At 72.6% G+C, this 14,082-nt stretch carries 13 protein-coding genes; 11 read left to right on the forward strand and 2 right to left on the reverse strand.

Annotated features, from left to right (window positions below; all coding sequences use genetic code 11):
• The first annotated feature begins 32 nt into the window (after nucleotides 1–32).
• A complete protein-coding gene (locus tag ACXDC7_RS10320) occupies nucleotides 33–938 on the forward strand; it encodes an intradiol ring-cleavage dioxygenase (RefSeq protein ID WP_459222063.1) in 906 nt (301 codons plus the stop codon).
• Nucleotides 939–1,066: 128 nt separating this feature from the next.
• On the opposite strand, the gene ACXDC7_RS10325 is transcribed toward ACXDC7_RS10320, so the two are convergent.
• A complete protein-coding gene (locus ACXDC7_RS10325) occupies nucleotides 1,067–1,756 on the reverse strand; it encodes a DedA family protein (RefSeq protein ID WP_179443635.1) in 690 nt (229 codons plus the stop codon).
• Between the two features lie 131 nt (nucleotides 1,757–1,887).
• The gene (locus ACXDC7_RS10330) at nucleotides 1,888–3,255 is read right to left on the reverse strand and encodes a DUF349 domain-containing protein (protein ID WP_459222064.1); all 1,368 of its coding nucleotides are present in this window, start codon (nucleotides 3,253–3,255) and stop codon (nucleotides 1,888–1,890) included.
• A gap of 87 nt (nucleotides 3,256–3,342) precedes the next feature.
• Between ACXDC7_RS10330 and hisS the strand changes: the two genes are divergently transcribed.
• The 10 genes from hisS (at nucleotide 3,343) to ACXDC7_RS10380 (ending at nucleotide 13,716) form a co-directional block, all read left to right on the forward strand.
• Nucleotides 3,343–4,668, forward strand: a complete 1,326-nt coding sequence (hisS, locus tag ACXDC7_RS10335; protein WP_459222065.1) for a histidine--tRNA ligase — start codon at nucleotides 3,343–3,345, stop codon at nucleotides 4,666–4,668.
• Nucleotides 4,616–5,077 (forward strand): DUF899 family protein, encoded by a 462-nt coding sequence (locus tag ACXDC7_RS10340; RefSeq protein ID WP_459222066.1) that lies wholly within the window; start codon nucleotides 4,616–4,618, stop codon nucleotides 5,075–5,077. The genes hisS and ACXDC7_RS10340 overlap by 53 nt, the downstream gene beginning before the upstream one ends.
• Nucleotides 5,078–5,169: 92 nt before the next feature.
• Nucleotides 5,170–6,453: a hypothetical protein gene (locus ACXDC7_RS10345; RefSeq protein WP_459222067.1), complete on the forward strand. Its 1,284-nt coding sequence runs from the start codon at nucleotides 5,170–5,172 to the stop codon at nucleotides 6,451–6,453.
• Nucleotides 6,454–6,607: 154 nt separating this feature from the next.
• Entirely contained in the window at nucleotides 6,608–8,446 is a 1,839-nt protein-coding gene (gene aspS, locus ACXDC7_RS10350; RefSeq protein WP_459222068.1) for an aspartate--tRNA ligase, read from the forward strand.
• On the forward strand, nucleotides 8,443–8,817 hold the full coding sequence (locus tag ACXDC7_RS10355; RefSeq protein WP_179443629.1) for a DUF4870 domain-containing protein: 375 nt from the start codon (nucleotides 8,443–8,445) through the stop codon (nucleotides 8,815–8,817). The genes aspS and ACXDC7_RS10355 overlap by 4 nt, the downstream gene beginning before the upstream one ends.
• 37 nt (nucleotides 8,818–8,854) lie before the next feature.
• Nucleotides 8,855–9,499: an alpha/beta hydrolase gene (locus tag ACXDC7_RS10360; protein ID WP_459222069.1), complete on the forward strand. Its 645-nt coding sequence runs from the start codon at nucleotides 8,855–8,857 to the stop codon at nucleotides 9,497–9,499.
• Nucleotides 9,496–10,857 (forward strand): replication-associated recombination protein A, encoded by a 1,362-nt coding sequence (locus tag ACXDC7_RS10365; RefSeq protein WP_459222070.1) that lies wholly within the window; start codon nucleotides 9,496–9,498, stop codon nucleotides 10,855–10,857. Before ACXDC7_RS10360 ends, ACXDC7_RS10365 begins: the two co-directional genes overlap by 4 nt.
• A gap of 70 nt (nucleotides 10,858–10,927) precedes the next feature.
• Entirely contained in the window at nucleotides 10,928–12,925 is a 1,998-nt protein-coding gene (locus ACXDC7_RS10370) for an acyltransferase family protein (RefSeq protein WP_459222071.1), read from the forward strand.
• 45 nt (nucleotides 12,926–12,970) lie between these two features.
• Nucleotides 12,971–13,426, forward strand: coding sequence for a DUF948 domain-containing protein (locus ACXDC7_RS10375; RefSeq protein ID WP_218843577.1), 456 nt, complete (start codon nucleotides 12,971–12,973; stop codon nucleotides 13,424–13,426).
• Nucleotides 13,423–13,716 carry a hypothetical protein gene (locus tag ACXDC7_RS10380; protein WP_179443625.1) on the forward strand — a complete coding sequence of 98 codons (294 nt, stop codon included), beginning with the start codon at nucleotides 13,423–13,425 and terminating at the stop codon, nucleotides 13,714–13,716. The genes ACXDC7_RS10375 and ACXDC7_RS10380 overlap by 4 nt, the downstream gene beginning before the upstream one ends.
• Nucleotides 13,717–14,082: the final 366 nt, after the last annotated feature.

The following is a 14,082-nucleotide window of genomic DNA, read 5'->3' on the forward strand; positions in this document are numbered from 1 at the left end:
GCTTCGGCCCCGATGAGGCGGAAAGGATGATCATGAACGAACCGACGAGCTATCGGGGCCGGCCGCTGCCCCGGCCGGGCGAGGACGTCGAGGACCAGGGGCTGGCCTTCGATCTCGGCACCCTGTTCGGCCGGCGCCGCATGCTGGCCCTGATCGGCGCCGCGGGCGCCGGGCTCGGGCTCGCGGCCTGCGGGGCGCTCCCGCAGGCCGGCGCGGAGGGTGCCGGAACGGGGGAGATCCCCGACGAGACGGCCGGCCCGTATCCCGGCGACGGTTCCAACGGCCCCGACCTGCTGGAGCGCAGCGGGGTGCTGCGCAGCGACATCCGGTCGAGCTTCGAGACCGGCAGCGCGACCGCGGCCGGCGTACCGATGAAGCTGGAGTTGATCATCACCGACCTCGCCGCGGGTACGCCCTTCGCCGGCGCGGCCGTCTATGTCTGGCACTGCGACCGGGAGGGCCGGTACTCGATGTATGCCGCGGGGCTTGAGGACGAGAACTACCTGCGCGGCGTGCAGGTCGCCGACGCCGAGGGCCGGGTCGGCTTCACCAGCATCTTCCCCGCCTGCTACGACGGGCGCTGGCCGCACATCCACTTCGAGGTCTATCCCGCCGCGGACACGATCACCGACGCCGCGAACGCGATCGCCACCTCCCAGGTGGCGCTCCCGCGAGACGCCTGCGAGGCGGTGTACGCGACGGACGGCTACCAGACCTCGGCGGCCAACCTGGCGCGGGTCAGCCTCGCCACGGACATGGTGTTCGGCGACGACGGGGGAGCCCCGCAGCTCGCCACGGTGACCGGGGACGCCGAGACGGGCTATCGGGTCGAGCTGGCCGTCGGCGTCGACACCCGGACCGCCCCCGCGGCGGGTGGCGGGGGCCCCGGTGGGGCCGCGCCTCGGGCCTCGGGAGCACCGCCGCAGCCTCGCCGATGATCTTCTCCTCGGCCCCGCGGGCGGCGTGAGCACTTTGTGGTCACCTCAGGGCGCGCGAGTGACCACAAAGTGATCATGGCGCCGGGCCGCGCGTCTTGGTGACGCGGACGCCGGCGCACGGACCGGGGTCAGCGCGGCGAGGAGCTGGACGCGGGGTCGGGTGCGGGGGCGTCGGGGCCGCCCGGCGTACCGACCCCGCGACGGCGGTTGAACCACTCGAGCACCCGGTCCAGCGCGAAGCCGAGGACCAGCGCCAGGGCCACGGCGAGGGCGGCGGCGAGCAGCGGCTGGTCCTTCACCCAACTCCCGGCCACGGTGCCGATGCCGATGCCGTACGCGGCCCACAGCGTGCCCGCCAGGATCGTCAGCGGCACGAACCGGCGCCGGGGATAACCGGTCGCCCCGGCCATCATGTTCACCGCGACCCGGCCGACCGGGATGTGCCGGGCGACCAGGATCATCACCGCCGCGCGGTGTTCGAGAGCACGCCGCGCCCACGCGAACGCTCGGGCCATTCGCTCGCCCCGCAGGAATCGGGGTCCGCGCTCGCCCCCGGGATGCAGCACCCGGCCGATCTGGTAGGCGACGTTGTCACCGGCGACGGCACCGAGGGCCGCCGCCAGGAAAAGCAGCGGCAGCGAGGGGTTCCCGTCGCTCACCGACAGCGCGGCGAGGGACACCACGACTGATTCGCTCGGCACCGGGGGGAAGAATCCGTCGATGGTGGTCAGCGCGAGGACCACCGGGTACACCCACGGCGTGCTCGCCAGCGCGGTGATGGTTTCGGTGAGGTGCGACAGCACCGCGAGCAGGTCCATGACGCTGATTCAACCCATCAGCGCGCCCCGCCACCAGCCGAGAGCGGTCCCGCGCCGACCTTCCCGGGTCGGACCGGGGTCGGAGTGCGGGTGGCTCGGGGCGGCCCGACGTTGACCGGCCGGACGGCCGACTAACGGGAGAAGTCCTGCACGGCCTTCTCGGCCTGCTCCAGCCAACTGCGGTAGGTCGCCGCCGACTCGCGCGCCTTTCGGGCCGCCGACGCATCGCCGCGTGCCTCGGCCTTCGCGGCCTTCTCCTCCAGCCCGGCAATCTGCGCGGTCAGCTTGTTCGCCGTGTCCTCCGCGCGCGCCCGGGCCTGCGGATCGGTACGCTTCCACTCCGCGTCCTCGGTGCTCCGCAGCGACTGCTCCATCGCCCGCACCCGGGCGTCCAGCGGCCGGATCGCATCGCGCGGCACCTTGCCGATCTCCGACCAGCGCTCCAGGAACTCCCGGAACGCGGCCCGCGAGCCGGCCAGGTCCTCATCGGGGCGGACCCGCGGCTCGTACTCCGCGAGCAGCGCCTCCTTCGCCTCCTGGTTGCCGCGAAACTCCTCGTCCTGGGCGCTCATCGCGGCATTGCGGGCCTCGAAGAACTGGTCCTGCAGGCCGCGGAAGCGCTGCCAGAGCTTCTCGTCGACCTCCCGCGGCGCCGGCCCTGCGGCCTTCCACCGCGACATCAGGTCCCGGAAGGCGCCCGCCGTCGGGCCCCATTCGGTCGAGGTGGCCAGGCCCTCGGCCTCGCGGATGATCTTCTCCTTGACGCCCTTGGCCTGCTCGCGGCGCTCCGCCTGCTGGGCGAACTGGGCCTTGCGGCGCTTCGTGTACTGCGTGCGCGCGGAGGAGAACCGGTGCCACAGCTCGTCGTCGGTCGCCCGGTCGATCCTGGGCAGGCCCTTCCACTCCTCCAGCAGCGCCCGGAACCGGTTCACCCCGCCCCGCCAGTCGTTGCCGGCGGCGAGCTTCTCCGCCTCGGTGACCATCCGCTCCTTGGCCGACCGGGTCTCGGCCTGGTTGCGGGCGCGCTCCTCGCGGCGCTGCTGCTGCGCCTGCGCCAGCACCGGCTCCAGCCCGTCCAGTCGCGCGAGCAGTCCCGGCAGGTCGCCGACGGCATTGGCGCCGTCGATGCTGCGGCGTACCGTCCCGACGGCCTTGCGCGCCTCCTCCGGAGACAGCGCGCCGCCGCGGACCCGCGTCTCCAGCAACTGCACCTCCAGCGCCAGCGCGTCATAGCGCCGGGTGAAGAAGGCCAACGCCTCCTCCGGGGTCGTGTCCGGCACCTGGCCGACCGCGCGCTCGCCCTCGTCGGTCCGCAGATAGACCGTGCCGTCCTCGGCGACCCGGCCGAACGAGTCCGGCGCAGGTCCGGGGGCGGCGGCTTCCGGGGACGGAGCGGTGGGCAGCGGGGCGGCGCCCGGAACGGGCGGGCCGGCCGGCGACCCGGCGGCCGGCGCGGGGCCGGGCGGCGGGGCAGGGGTCGGCTTGTCGGACTCGGTCATGGATCCATACTGCCGCATCCGGCACTCCCGTCCCGGGCAGTGCACGGGGCCGGGCGAGCGGTCGCGCCGTGGCTAGGCTGGGCCGCCATGAGCCCGCGCGTGACCGCCCTGTCCGGATACCCCGAGTACCTGCCCGCGGGGCGCATCGTCGAACAGCGCGTGCTGGACCTGCTGCGGGAGACCTTCGAGCTGCACGGCTTCGGCTCGCTGGAGACCCGAAGCGTCGAGCCGCTGTCGGTGCTGGCAGGCAAGGGCGAGATCGACAAGGAGGTCTATGCGGTACGCCGCCTGCACGCCGACGCCGAGACCGAGGCCGAGCTCGGACTGCGCTACGACAACACCGTCCCGTTCGCCCGCTATGTCACCGAGTTCGCCGGCAAGCTGAACTTCCCGCTGCGCCGCTACCAGATCCAGAAGGTCTGGCGCGGCGAGCGACCGCAGCAGGGCCGCTACCGCGAGTTCACCCAGGCCGACATCGACATCGTCGGCGCCGATCAGCTCGCGGCCCACCACGACGCGGAGATTCCCCTGGTGATGCTGGAGGCATTCGGCCGGCTGAGCGACGAGCTGGGCCTGCCCGAGGTCACCATGCACGTGGCCAACCGCAAGCTGGCCGAGGGCTACTACCGGGGACTCGGCATCGCCGAGCCCGCCGGGGTGCTGCAGCGCGTCGACAAGCTGGACAAGATCGGGTCCGAGAAGGTCGCCGCGTTGCTGGTCGACGAGCTCGGGCTGGACACCGACACCGCGGCCGCCTGCCTGCGACTGGCCGAGATCCGGACCCCCGACACCGGCTTCGTCGAGCGGGTACGCGCCCTCGGCGTGTCCCACGAACTGCTGGACGAGGGGCTCGCCGAGCTCGCCGCGGTGATCGAGACGGCTCGCGCGTACCGGCCCGGCGGCGTCGTTGCCGATCTGCGGATCGCGCGCGGGCTCGACTACTACACGGGCACCGTCTACGAGACCGAGCTGGCTGGCCACCCCGAGCTCGGCTCGATCTGTTCCGGCGGACGCTACGACTCGCTGGCCAGCGATGGCAGGCACAGTTGGCCGGGTGTCGGGATCAGCGTCGGCGTGACCCGGCTGCTCGCCCCGCTCGTCGCCGCGGGGCGGGCCGACGCGTCGCGCAGTGTACCGACCGCGGTGCTCGTCGCCGTCGACGACGAGGCCAGCCGGCCCGCCGCGATCGACATCGCCGGCCGGCTGCGCTCGCGGGGGATCGCCACGGAGGTGGCGCCGAGGGCGGACCGGTTCGGCAAGCAGATCAGGTACGCCGAGCGGCGCGGCATCCCATTCGTCTGGTTCGGCTCCGGTGAGGTCAAGGACATCCGCAGCGGCGAGCAGGTCGCGGCCGATCCCGATGCGTGGCAGCCGCCAGCGGGCGACCGGCGCCCGGCGGTACGCCTGCACTGAGCCGCAGGATCGGAGAAGCGCGCGACGGCCTAGGTTCGCAGAAATCACCGACGGAGGAGCGCAGGGTGCCATCGACGAGGCGCTGGCCTACCGGGAGAAGGTCGGGAACCGGATGGAGTGGTACTCGACGGCCGACAGCCCGTTCGGGGCCGACGTCGGCGCGCCGCCCGGCGGCGAATTCGGGTTCAACGTGTTCCTCCGCGACGGCGATCAGGTCTATCGCACCTGGACCACCGGCGGGCGCGGCGCGGAACAACTGAGCTTCAGCTTCGCGCTGATCGACGTCCTGCCCTACGGCAGGCAGGAGGACTGGCAGGATTCGCCGGACGGCTGGCCGCGGTCGCCGGCGTATTCGGGATGGCTCGGCTCGGAGCAGATCGCGAGGCTCTACGGCGACACCCGGGACTGAGCGGGTCGGGTGGCCCGTCGCGGAGTTAGTCTCGGCGTACCGCTGCCGGGCCCCCGCCCGCAGGTCCCCGCGCATGTTTCCAGGGAGTCTCGATGAGCCAGCCGCCGCAACCGCCCAACGGTCCCGGATGGGGCCCCAGCGGGCCCGGTCAGGGACCGCAACAGCAGCCGCCGTGGCAGGGCCCGCCCAACCAGGGGCCACCGCATCGACCGCCCTACCAGGGGCCGCCCAACCAGGTTCCCCCGAACCAGCCCGGCCCGAACCAGCCCGGCCCGAACCAGCCCCCGCCGCCCTACCAGGGCCCGCAGCAGGGATACGGGCAGCAGGGGCACGGGCAGCAGGGCTACGGCCCGATGCCGCCGGGTGGCCCGGCCCCGAAGAAGTCGCGCAAGCTGCTGATCGGAATCGCGGCCGGCGTGGTCGGGCTGATCGTGCTGATCAGCGGGGGTGTGTTGATCAAGGGACAGCTCGACCGGCAGGCGGCCGAGCAGGCCGCGGCCGCCCACGAGGCGGAGAAGCAGCGTCGTGCGGACGGCGCGACCGAGACGGTCGAGCGGTATTTCGCCGCGCTGTCCGACGGCAATGCCGCCGACGCGCTCGGCCTGCTGAGCAACGTGCCGGACGATGCGCCGCTGCTGGCGGACAAGGCCGTCAAGCAGTCCCGCGACATCGCCGCGGTGGGCGGCGCCGAGGTCGGCGAGGTCACCGTCTCCGACGCGCTCGACAGCGCTCAGGTGGATGCGACCTACACCGTCGGCGGGGACTCGCAGAGCTACACGTTCGAGCTCACCGGTGCCGGCGACGGCTGGATGATCGACAACGGGCTCGCAGAACTCACCCTGGTCTCCGACGGGGCGCTGCAGGTGAACGGCCAGGCGATCGAGTCCGGATCGGCTGCGCTGGCACTGCCCGGCGGGTACGCCATGACGACCGGCTCGGACCGGGTGCAGTACACCGAGCGGGAGATCGTGGTCGGCAAGCCCGGACCGGCCGAGTGGACCGGCACGATGGAGCTGACCGACAACGGCCGCAAGTTCGCCCTGGACCAGGCAAAGCGGTCGCTCGACAAGTGCGCCTCGGCCAAGGAGCTCGCGCCGGAGGGGTGCCCGTTCGGCATTCAGGCGGGCACCAGCCAGAAGGTCGACTCGGGCAGCATCGACTGGAAAATCAAGAACGACCCGATGCGGGGCGCGAAGGTCGAGTACAGCCCGGACGTGGCGACGATCCGGACCACCGTGAAGTGGGAGTTCAGCGCCACCGGCACCTGCCGCGGTGGAGCGTCGTGCACCTTCGAAAGCGATGGCGAGCCGACGGCGTCCTTCGTGCTGACCGGGGTCAGCGGGGGCAGGCCCACCGGGCAGTGGCTGCCGTTCTGATGGCGCTCGCCGGCGGCGGCGTACCCACCGCCGCCGATGCTGAGGTGATGCCGGGGTAATGGGTGTGCGCCGGCTGCCGGGCGGGGCATAGCATCGCCCTGACCGGCGCCCGCACCGTCGATGCGGGGCCACGACGAGAGGAACAGCGACACCCGTGATGCGCACCCACGAGGCCGGGACCCTGACCGCGGCCGATGCCGGAACCACCGTCACCCTCGCCGGCTGGGTGGCCCGGCGCCGAGATCACGGCGGCGTCGCCTTCCTCGACCTGCGCGATGCCTCCGGGATCGCCCAGGTGGTGGTCCGCGACGAGGTGCTGGACGCCTCGGGCGCGCACGACCTGCGCAACGAGTTCGTGATCAAGGTCGCCGGCACCGTGGAGCTGCGCCCCGAGGGCAACGCGAACCCGGACCTGCCGACCGGCGAGATCGAGGTGGTGACCAGCGAGCTGGAGGTGCTCAATCCGTCCGCCCCGCTGCCGTTCCAGATCGATGATCGCTCCGGGGTGGGCGAGGAGGCGCGGCTGCGCTACCGATACCTGGACCTGCGCCGCCGCTCGGCCGGCGACGCGCTGCGGCTGCGCTCGCAGGTCAGCCGGGTCGCCCGCGACGTGCTGGGCCGGCGCGGCTTCGTCGAGATCGAGACCCCGACGCTGACCCGCTCCACGCCGGAGGGGGCCCGCGACTTCCTCGTGCCCGCCCGGTTGGCGCCCGGTTCCTGGTACGCGCTGCCGCAGAGCCCGCAGCTGTTCAAGCAGTTGCTGATGGTCGCCGGGATGGAGCGCTACTACCAGATCGCGCGGTGCTATCGCGACGAGGACTTCCGGGCCGACCGGCAGCCGGAGTTCACCCAGCTCGACATCGAGATGAGCTTCGTCGACCAGGACGACGTGATCGCCCTGGGCGAGGAGCTGGCCCGCGAGATCTGGGCGCTGAAGGGCGTCGAGCTGACCCCGCCGTTCCCGCGGATCACCTGGCACGACGCGATGGATCGCTACGGCTCCGACAAGCCGGACCTGCGGTTCGGCAACGAGATCGTCGAGGTGACCGACTTCTTCGCCGACACCCCGTTCCGCGTCTTCCAGGCCGACTACGTGGGCGCGGTGATCATGCCCGGGGGCGGCGACCAGCCCCGCCGGCAGTTCGACGCCTGGCAGGAGTGGGCGCGCCAGCGCGGCGCGAAGGGGCTGGCCTACGTCACGGTCGGCGCGGACGGCGAGCTCGGCGGCCCGGTCGCCAAGAACATCTCCGACGCCGAGCGCGCCGGCCTGGCCGAGCGGGTCGGGGCGCAGCCCGGTGACGCGATCTTCTTCGGCGCGGGGGAGCGCCGCGGTTCCCAGGAGCTGCTCGGCGCCGCCCGGGTCGAGATCGCCCGGCGTACCGGCATGATCGAGCCCGGCGCCTGGGCCTTCTGCTGGGTGGTCGACGCGCCGCTGTTCGAGCCCGCCGCCCAGGCAGTGGCCTCGGGCGATGTCGCGGTCGGCTCGGGCGCCTGGACGGCGGTGCACCACGCGTTCACCTCGCCGAAGCCGGAATCGATGGACACCTTCGACACCGACCCCGGCTCCGCGCTGGCCTATGCCTACGACCTGGTCTGCAACGGCAACGAGATCGGCGGCGGCTCGATCCGTATCCATCGCCGCGACGTGCAGGAGCGCGTGTTCAAGGTGATGGGCCTGAGCGAGTCCGAGGCGACCGAGAAGTTCGGCTTCCTGCTCGACGCGTTCGCCTACGGCGCGCCGCCGCACGGCGGCATCGCGTTCGGCTGGGACCGGATCGTCGCGCTGCTCGCCGGCACCGACTCGATCCGCGACGTGATCGCCTTCCCGAAGTCCGGCGGGGGCTACGACCCGCTCACCGGCGCACCCGCGCCGATCACCAGCCAGCAGCGCAAGGAGGCCGGCGTCGACGCGCGGCCGGAGCAGGGCGACAAGACCGATCGACCCGCGCAGGACGGCGACCGGACCACCGAGCCGGGCGAGGAGCAGAGATGACGGGCGACATGCGGGCGGGCGGCGACGACCGGACGCTAGCGGTGCTGGCGCACCTGTCCGCGATCATTGCCATGATCATCTCCGCGGGCTGGCTGAGTTTCGCCGGGCCGCTGCTGATCTGGCTGCTGTTCCGCGGGCGCGGGCCCCTGGTCCGAGGTTCGGCGGCCGGTGCGTTCAACTTCAACCTGTGGGCCTGGCTGATGACGGTGATCGGCTGGATCCTGTTCATCACCGTGATCGGGATCCCGGTCGCGATCATCCTCTGGGTGATCGCCGCCGTGCTCACCGTCGTCTGTCACGTCATCGGCGCCCTGCGAGCATCCCGCGGCGAGCTGTACCGCTACCCGGCACAGATTCCGATCTTGCACTGAGCGGTCGTTGTCGGACCGTCCCCCTAACATGGCGGCCATGTCTGCCCCAGATCCGGCCGAGCTGCAGGTGCGATTCTCCGCCGACCCGTCGGCCTCGGGCGCTGACCGGCTGGTGGTGCTGCTGCACGGTTTCGGGGCCGACGAGGCCGACATGCTCGGCGTCGCGCCGCACCTCCCGGACGGCTTCGTCGTCGCCGCTCCGCGCGCGCCGTTCGCGCTGCCCTGGGGTGGCCGCGCCTGGTATCCGCTGGAGCTGGTGCCGGGCGGGATCGTCGACGCCCCGGCCTATGCCACCCAGGCCGCGGCGGCCGCAGCGGTGGTGCTGGAATGGCTGGCTGGCCAGTCCGGGCGCTGGCGCGAGGTCTTCATCGGCGGCTTCTCCCAGGGCGCGAGCGTCGGTCTCGCCGCGATGGCGGCCCGACCGGAGGCCGCGGACGGCTGGCTGGTCCTGTCGGGCTTCGTGGCACCGGGTACGCCCGAGCCCGCGCCGGCCGACCCGCTGCCGCGGGTCTTCTGGTCGCGCGATGTCGCGGACCCGGTCGTGCCGGCCCGCTGGGCCGAGGCGACGCAGACCTGGCTCGACGGACACGCGCGGGTCGATGCCCACACCTATCCCGGGCTCGGCCACTCCCTCGACGCGCGGGTGATCGCCGACCTCGATGCGTTCCTGGTCGCCGGATGAGCGAGGACCTCTTCGGCAACATCACACCGGCCGCGACCGGGCGTGGCCGCGGCGGCGGCAGCCTCGATGCCGACCACGACCGGCTGCCGCTGGCGGTGCGGATGCGCCCGCGTACCGTCGACGAGATCCTCGGCCAGCAACACCTGCTCGCGCCGGGCGCGCCGCTGCGCCGCCTGGCGACCGGCGAGGCCGCGATGTCGGTCTTCTTGTGGGGCCCGCCCGGCGTGGGAAAGACGACCATCGCGAGCGTGGTGTCGCAGACCGCCGATGCCCGGTTCGTCGAGCTGTCGGCGGTGACCGCGGGGGTCAAGGAGGTCCGCGCGGTGCTGGAGGAGGCCCGGCGTGATCTCGCGCGCGGCGTACCCACCGTGCTCTTCGTCGACGAGGTGCACCGCTTCTCCAAGGCGCAACAAGACGTGTTGCTGCCGGCGGTGGAGAACCGGATCGTCACCCTGATCGCCGCGACGACGGAGAATCCGAGCTTCTCGGTGATCAGCCCCCTGCTGTCGCGGTCGCTGCTGCTTACCCTGAAGCCGCTCACCGATGACGACATCGGCACCCTGATCGACCGGGCCCTGGTCGAGCAACGCGGTCTCGGCGGGCGGTACGCCCTGACCGCCGACGGCCGCGAGACGCTGCTCCGGATGGCCGGAGGCGATGCGCGCCGCGCGCTCACCTTCCTCGAGGAGGCCGCCGCCGGGGCGAGCGCCGAGGGCTCGACCAGCATCGACCCGGCGACCATCGAGCGGGCCGTCGACGTGGTCGCGGTGCGCTACGACCGCGACGGCGACCAGCACTACGACGTGATCAGCGCCTACATCAAGTCGATGCGCGGCTCCGACGTGCAGGCCGCATTGCACTACCTGGCGCGGATGCTGCAGGCCGGCGAGGATCCCCGGTTCATCGCGCGCCGACTGGTGATCCTGGCCTCCGAGGACATCGGGATGGCGGACTCCAGCGTGTTGCAGACCTGCGTCGCCGCCGCCCAGGCCGTGCAACTGATCGGCATGCCCGAGGCCCGGATCAATCTCGCCCACGCCACCGTCGCCTGCGCGATGGCGCCGAAGTCCGATGCGGCCTACCAGGGGCTGGAGCGCGCCAGCGCCGATGTCCGCGCCGGCCGGATCGGGCAGGTCCCGCCGCACCTGCGCGACGCCCACTACGCCAGCGCGAAACAGCTCGGGCACGGCGTGGGCTACCGGCACGCGCACAATTCCCCGCACGGCGTCGCCGAGCAGGCCTATCTGCCCGACGAGCTGGCCGACGCCCGCTACTACGAGCCGACCGAGCACGGGCGCGAGGCCGCCGTTGCCGAGCGGCTGCGGGTGATCGAGGAGCTGCTCGGCCGGAGGCGCTGAGCGGGTAGGGTGGGCGACTGTTTGTCGACACCGACCGCCGAGTACGGACCCAGACCAGCGAGGTGCCCGGATGACGTTCCGCCCCGAGATCCACGGCCTGCGCGCCGTAGCCATCGGGCTGGTCGTGCTGCACCACGTCTGGTTCGGGCGGATCTCCGGTGGAATCGACGCGTTCTTGCTGATCGGGGCATTCCTGCTCACCGGGACCTTCCTGCGCCGGCATGACCGGGGCGAGGACGGACGGCCGCTGCAGGTGCTGTTCTCGCGGATGCTGCGCCTGGTGCCCGCGGCCGCGGTGACCGTGGCCGCGGTCGTGCTGGCCACCCCGTTCCTGATTCCCGGTACGCGCTGGGCCGCGATCTGGCAGCAGGCCGTCGCGGCGCTGACCTTCCGGCAGAACCAGGTGCTGATCGACTCGGCCGTGAACTACTACACCGCCGCCTCGGAGCTGACCAGCCCGCTGCAACATTTCTGGTCCCTGTCCATCCAGGGGCAGGTGATCATCGCCTTCTGCCTCGGCCTCGGGGCGATCACCACCATCCGCGACGGGCGGCGAATGCGGCGGGTGCTGGCCGCGGCGTTCGGCGTGCTGTTCGTGGCGTCCTTCGCCCACGGGGTCGCGAGCACCGCGCAGGCGCCGGTCGCAGCGTACTTCGCGACCAGCGGCCGGTTGTGGGAGTTCGCGCTCGGCGGGCTGCTGGCCCTGGCGGTCGAGCGCTGGCAGGTCGGTGGCCGGGCCGGCACCGTCCTCGGCGCGCTGGGGCTGACGACGCTGCTGGGCGCCGCATTCGTGCTGCCCGCCGACGTCCGCTATCCGGGTGTGGTCGCCCTGGTTCCGACGCTGGCGACCGCGGCCGTCATCCTGAGCGGCGGTGGCGGCCGGATCACCCGAGGCCTGCTGCAGCACCGCGTGACGGGCTGGCTGGCCGAGCGTTCCTACGGGCTGTTCCTGTGGCACTGGCCGCTGCTCACGTTCTGGATCATCGTCACCGACGACCCGTCCGTCGGGGTGGTCCAGGGTGCCGCGGTGATCGCCGCGAGCCTGGTCCTGGCGGCGCTGACCCGCCGCTTCGTCGAGGTGCCGCTGCGGGACTGGCGCCCGCGGTTCGGCCCGCTGCCGGGTTGGACCCGAGACGGCGCGGTGGCCGGCGTGACGCTGGTCCTGGTGGTCGGCCTGGTGCTCGGCGTCCAGCGCTGGGAGGACGCGGAGGCCGCCCGGGCGTCGGCGCAGCCCATCTCGGCGAATCCGGGCGCGCGGGTGCTCGAACCGGGCTACGACCCGGCCGACGCGGTGCCCGGGCCGCTGCTCCCGCTGCCCAACCGGCTGTCGGCCGAATGGGCGCCGGAGATCGACGTGTGCCCGGACTACGCCTTCGGCGAAGGCGTCGCCGCCCGCTGCAAGCTGTTCGAACCCGAGGGTGAGACGACCGCGACCGTAGCGGTGGTCGGCAGTTCGCACGCCGCGCAGTGGGTGGGTGCCCTGCTGCCGATCGCCCGGGACCGCGGCTGGCGGCTGCTGCAACTGGAGATGGCCGACTGCGAGCTGCGCGGCGAGCTGGACGACGCCGCCGCCGACTGCGCGGCCTTCAACCGGGAGGCCACCCAGAAGGTGCTCGACGAGCGCGCCGACGCCGTGCTGACCGTGGCGACCCGGACCGGCTGGCAGGAGCCGGACGAGATTGCCGTTCCGGGGTACGCCGAGGCGGTCGCCCCGTTCGTGCAGGCCGGGATGACCGTGCTGGCGGTCCGGGACAACCCGCGCTGGGCCAAGGATCCCGCGGAGTGCCTGGCCCGGTACGGCAGCGATTCGCCGCTGTGCGGGGCGCCGGCCGAGGAGATGCTGGCGGCGGACTCGCCACTGGCCGAGGTGACCGGCGACCCCCGGGTGGTCGGCATCGATTTCACCGACCTGCTGTGCCCGGACGGGTACTGCCCGGCCGCCATCGGCAATGTCGGCGTCTACCTCGACACCCACCACCTCACCCGCAGCTATCTGCAGACCGCGCGGCCGCAGGTGGAGAAGGCCCTGGACCGCGCGACGGGGTGGACCGTCGACGGGCCGCGGTGACCACCGGGCGACCCCGGCCGGCGCCGGACGGCTAGGCTCGCGGCCATGACTGTGACCCTTGGCGGAGTGGCCGGCCTGCTGGCCGCCATTGCCCTGTTGATCTTGGTCGGTTTCCTGGCGGTGCCGCTGTACAAGCTCGGCAAGCTGTTCGACTCGATGCGGGAGACCGTCGACGAGATCGGCGACGAATCGGTGCCGATCCTGACCGAGCTGCAAGGCACCGTCCAGGCGACCAATGTCGAGCTGACCAAGGTCGGAGTGGTCACCGACGATGCCGCGAAGCTGTCCGGCAGCGTGAGCACCATCGCCGAGAACGGCGCCCAACTGTCCAATCTGATGACCACCGCCGTCGGCGGCCCGATCATCCGGCTGACCGCCTTCGTGCACGGGCTCCGGCTGGCCGTGGGACAGCGGCGTCGGCGTGGCGAACGCAGGCGGGCGCGCGGCCCCCGTCCCGATCGGGCCGACATCGTCACCCGGACGGATCTGGAGCCCCGGTGATCCGCAACGTCGTCCTGCTCGGCGTCGGCGCCGTCGCGGGGGTGCTGGTCTTCCGCTGGGCCCGACGCAAGGTGGATGCCGTGATCGCCGAGACCCGGCCGGACGCCGTCGTGGCCCGCGTCGCCCGCGGGGCCCAGCACGTCGGCAACCAGATCGCCGACTTCGCCGACGATGTGTTGATCAACACCCGCCGCCGCGAGTCCGAGATCCGGGCCGAACTGGGCATGGCCCCCGTCGTCGAGCAGATCGACCCGGAGCCGGCCGAGTCGTTGGCCCGCCGCCGCGCCTGAGCTGGTCGAGCCTCGTCGGTCAGCCCCGCGAGATTGGTTGGTCGAGCCTGTCGAGACCGGACGGGCGCTTCGCGCCGAAAGCGACCACTCGTCGGGCTTTCGGCTGCCTTGGGCCTGGGAAGCCCACCACAATCGTGACGAGTGGTCGGTTTCGGCGGGTGGGGTGGGTACGCCGCGCGCTCGGGCTGTGCTCGGGGCTTGGTCGGCGCTGGCTTCCTCGCTTGCTCGACCGGCGTTGGTCGAACCTGTCGAGACCGCTCGGGGTTCTCCGCGCCAAAAGTGACCACTCGTCGGGCTTTCGGCTGCCTTGGGCCTGGGAAGGCCACCACAATCGTGGCGAGTGGTCGGTTTCGGCGGGCGGGGTGG

This window comes from Naumannella huperziae (assembly GCF_054073625.1).

Coding starts and splice junctions, on each gene's coding strand:
- ACXDC7_RS10320 (WP_459222063.1), top strand. CDS start 33: ATGAACGAACCGACGAGCTATCGGGGCCGGCCGCTGCCCCGGCCGGGC.
- ACXDC7_RS10325 (WP_179443635.1), bottom strand. CDS start 1,756: ATGGACCTGCTCGCGGTGCTGTCGCACCTCACCGAAACCATCACCGCG.
- ACXDC7_RS10330 (WP_459222064.1), bottom strand. CDS start 3,255: ATGACCGAGTCCGACAAGCCGACCCCTGCCCCGCCGCCCGGCCCCGCG.
- hisS (WP_459222065.1), top strand. CDS start 3,343: ATGAGCCCGCGCGTGACCGCCCTGTCCGGATACCCCGAGTACCTGCCC.
- ACXDC7_RS10340 (WP_459222066.1), top strand. CDS start 4,616: ATGCGTGGCAGCCGCCAGCGGGCGACCGGCGCCCGGCGGTACGCCTGC.
- ACXDC7_RS10345 (WP_459222067.1), top strand. CDS start 5,170: ATGAGCCAGCCGCCGCAACCGCCCAACGGTCCCGGATGGGGCCCCAGC.
- ACXDC7_RS10355 (WP_179443629.1), top strand. CDS start 8,443: ATGACGGGCGACATGCGGGCGGGCGGCGACGACCGGACGCTAGCGGTG.
- ACXDC7_RS10360 (WP_459222069.1), top strand. CDS start 8,855: ATGTCTGCCCCAGATCCGGCCGAGCTGCAGGTGCGATTCTCCGCCGAC.
- ACXDC7_RS10365 (WP_459222070.1), top strand. CDS start 9,496: ATGAGCGAGGACCTCTTCGGCAACATCACACCGGCCGCGACCGGGCGT.
- ACXDC7_RS10370 (WP_459222071.1), top strand. CDS start 10,928: ATGACGTTCCGCCCCGAGATCCACGGCCTGCGCGCCGTAGCCATCGGG.
- ACXDC7_RS10375 (WP_218843577.1), top strand. CDS start 12,971: ATGACTGTGACCCTTGGCGGAGTGGCCGGCCTGCTGGCCGCCATTGCC.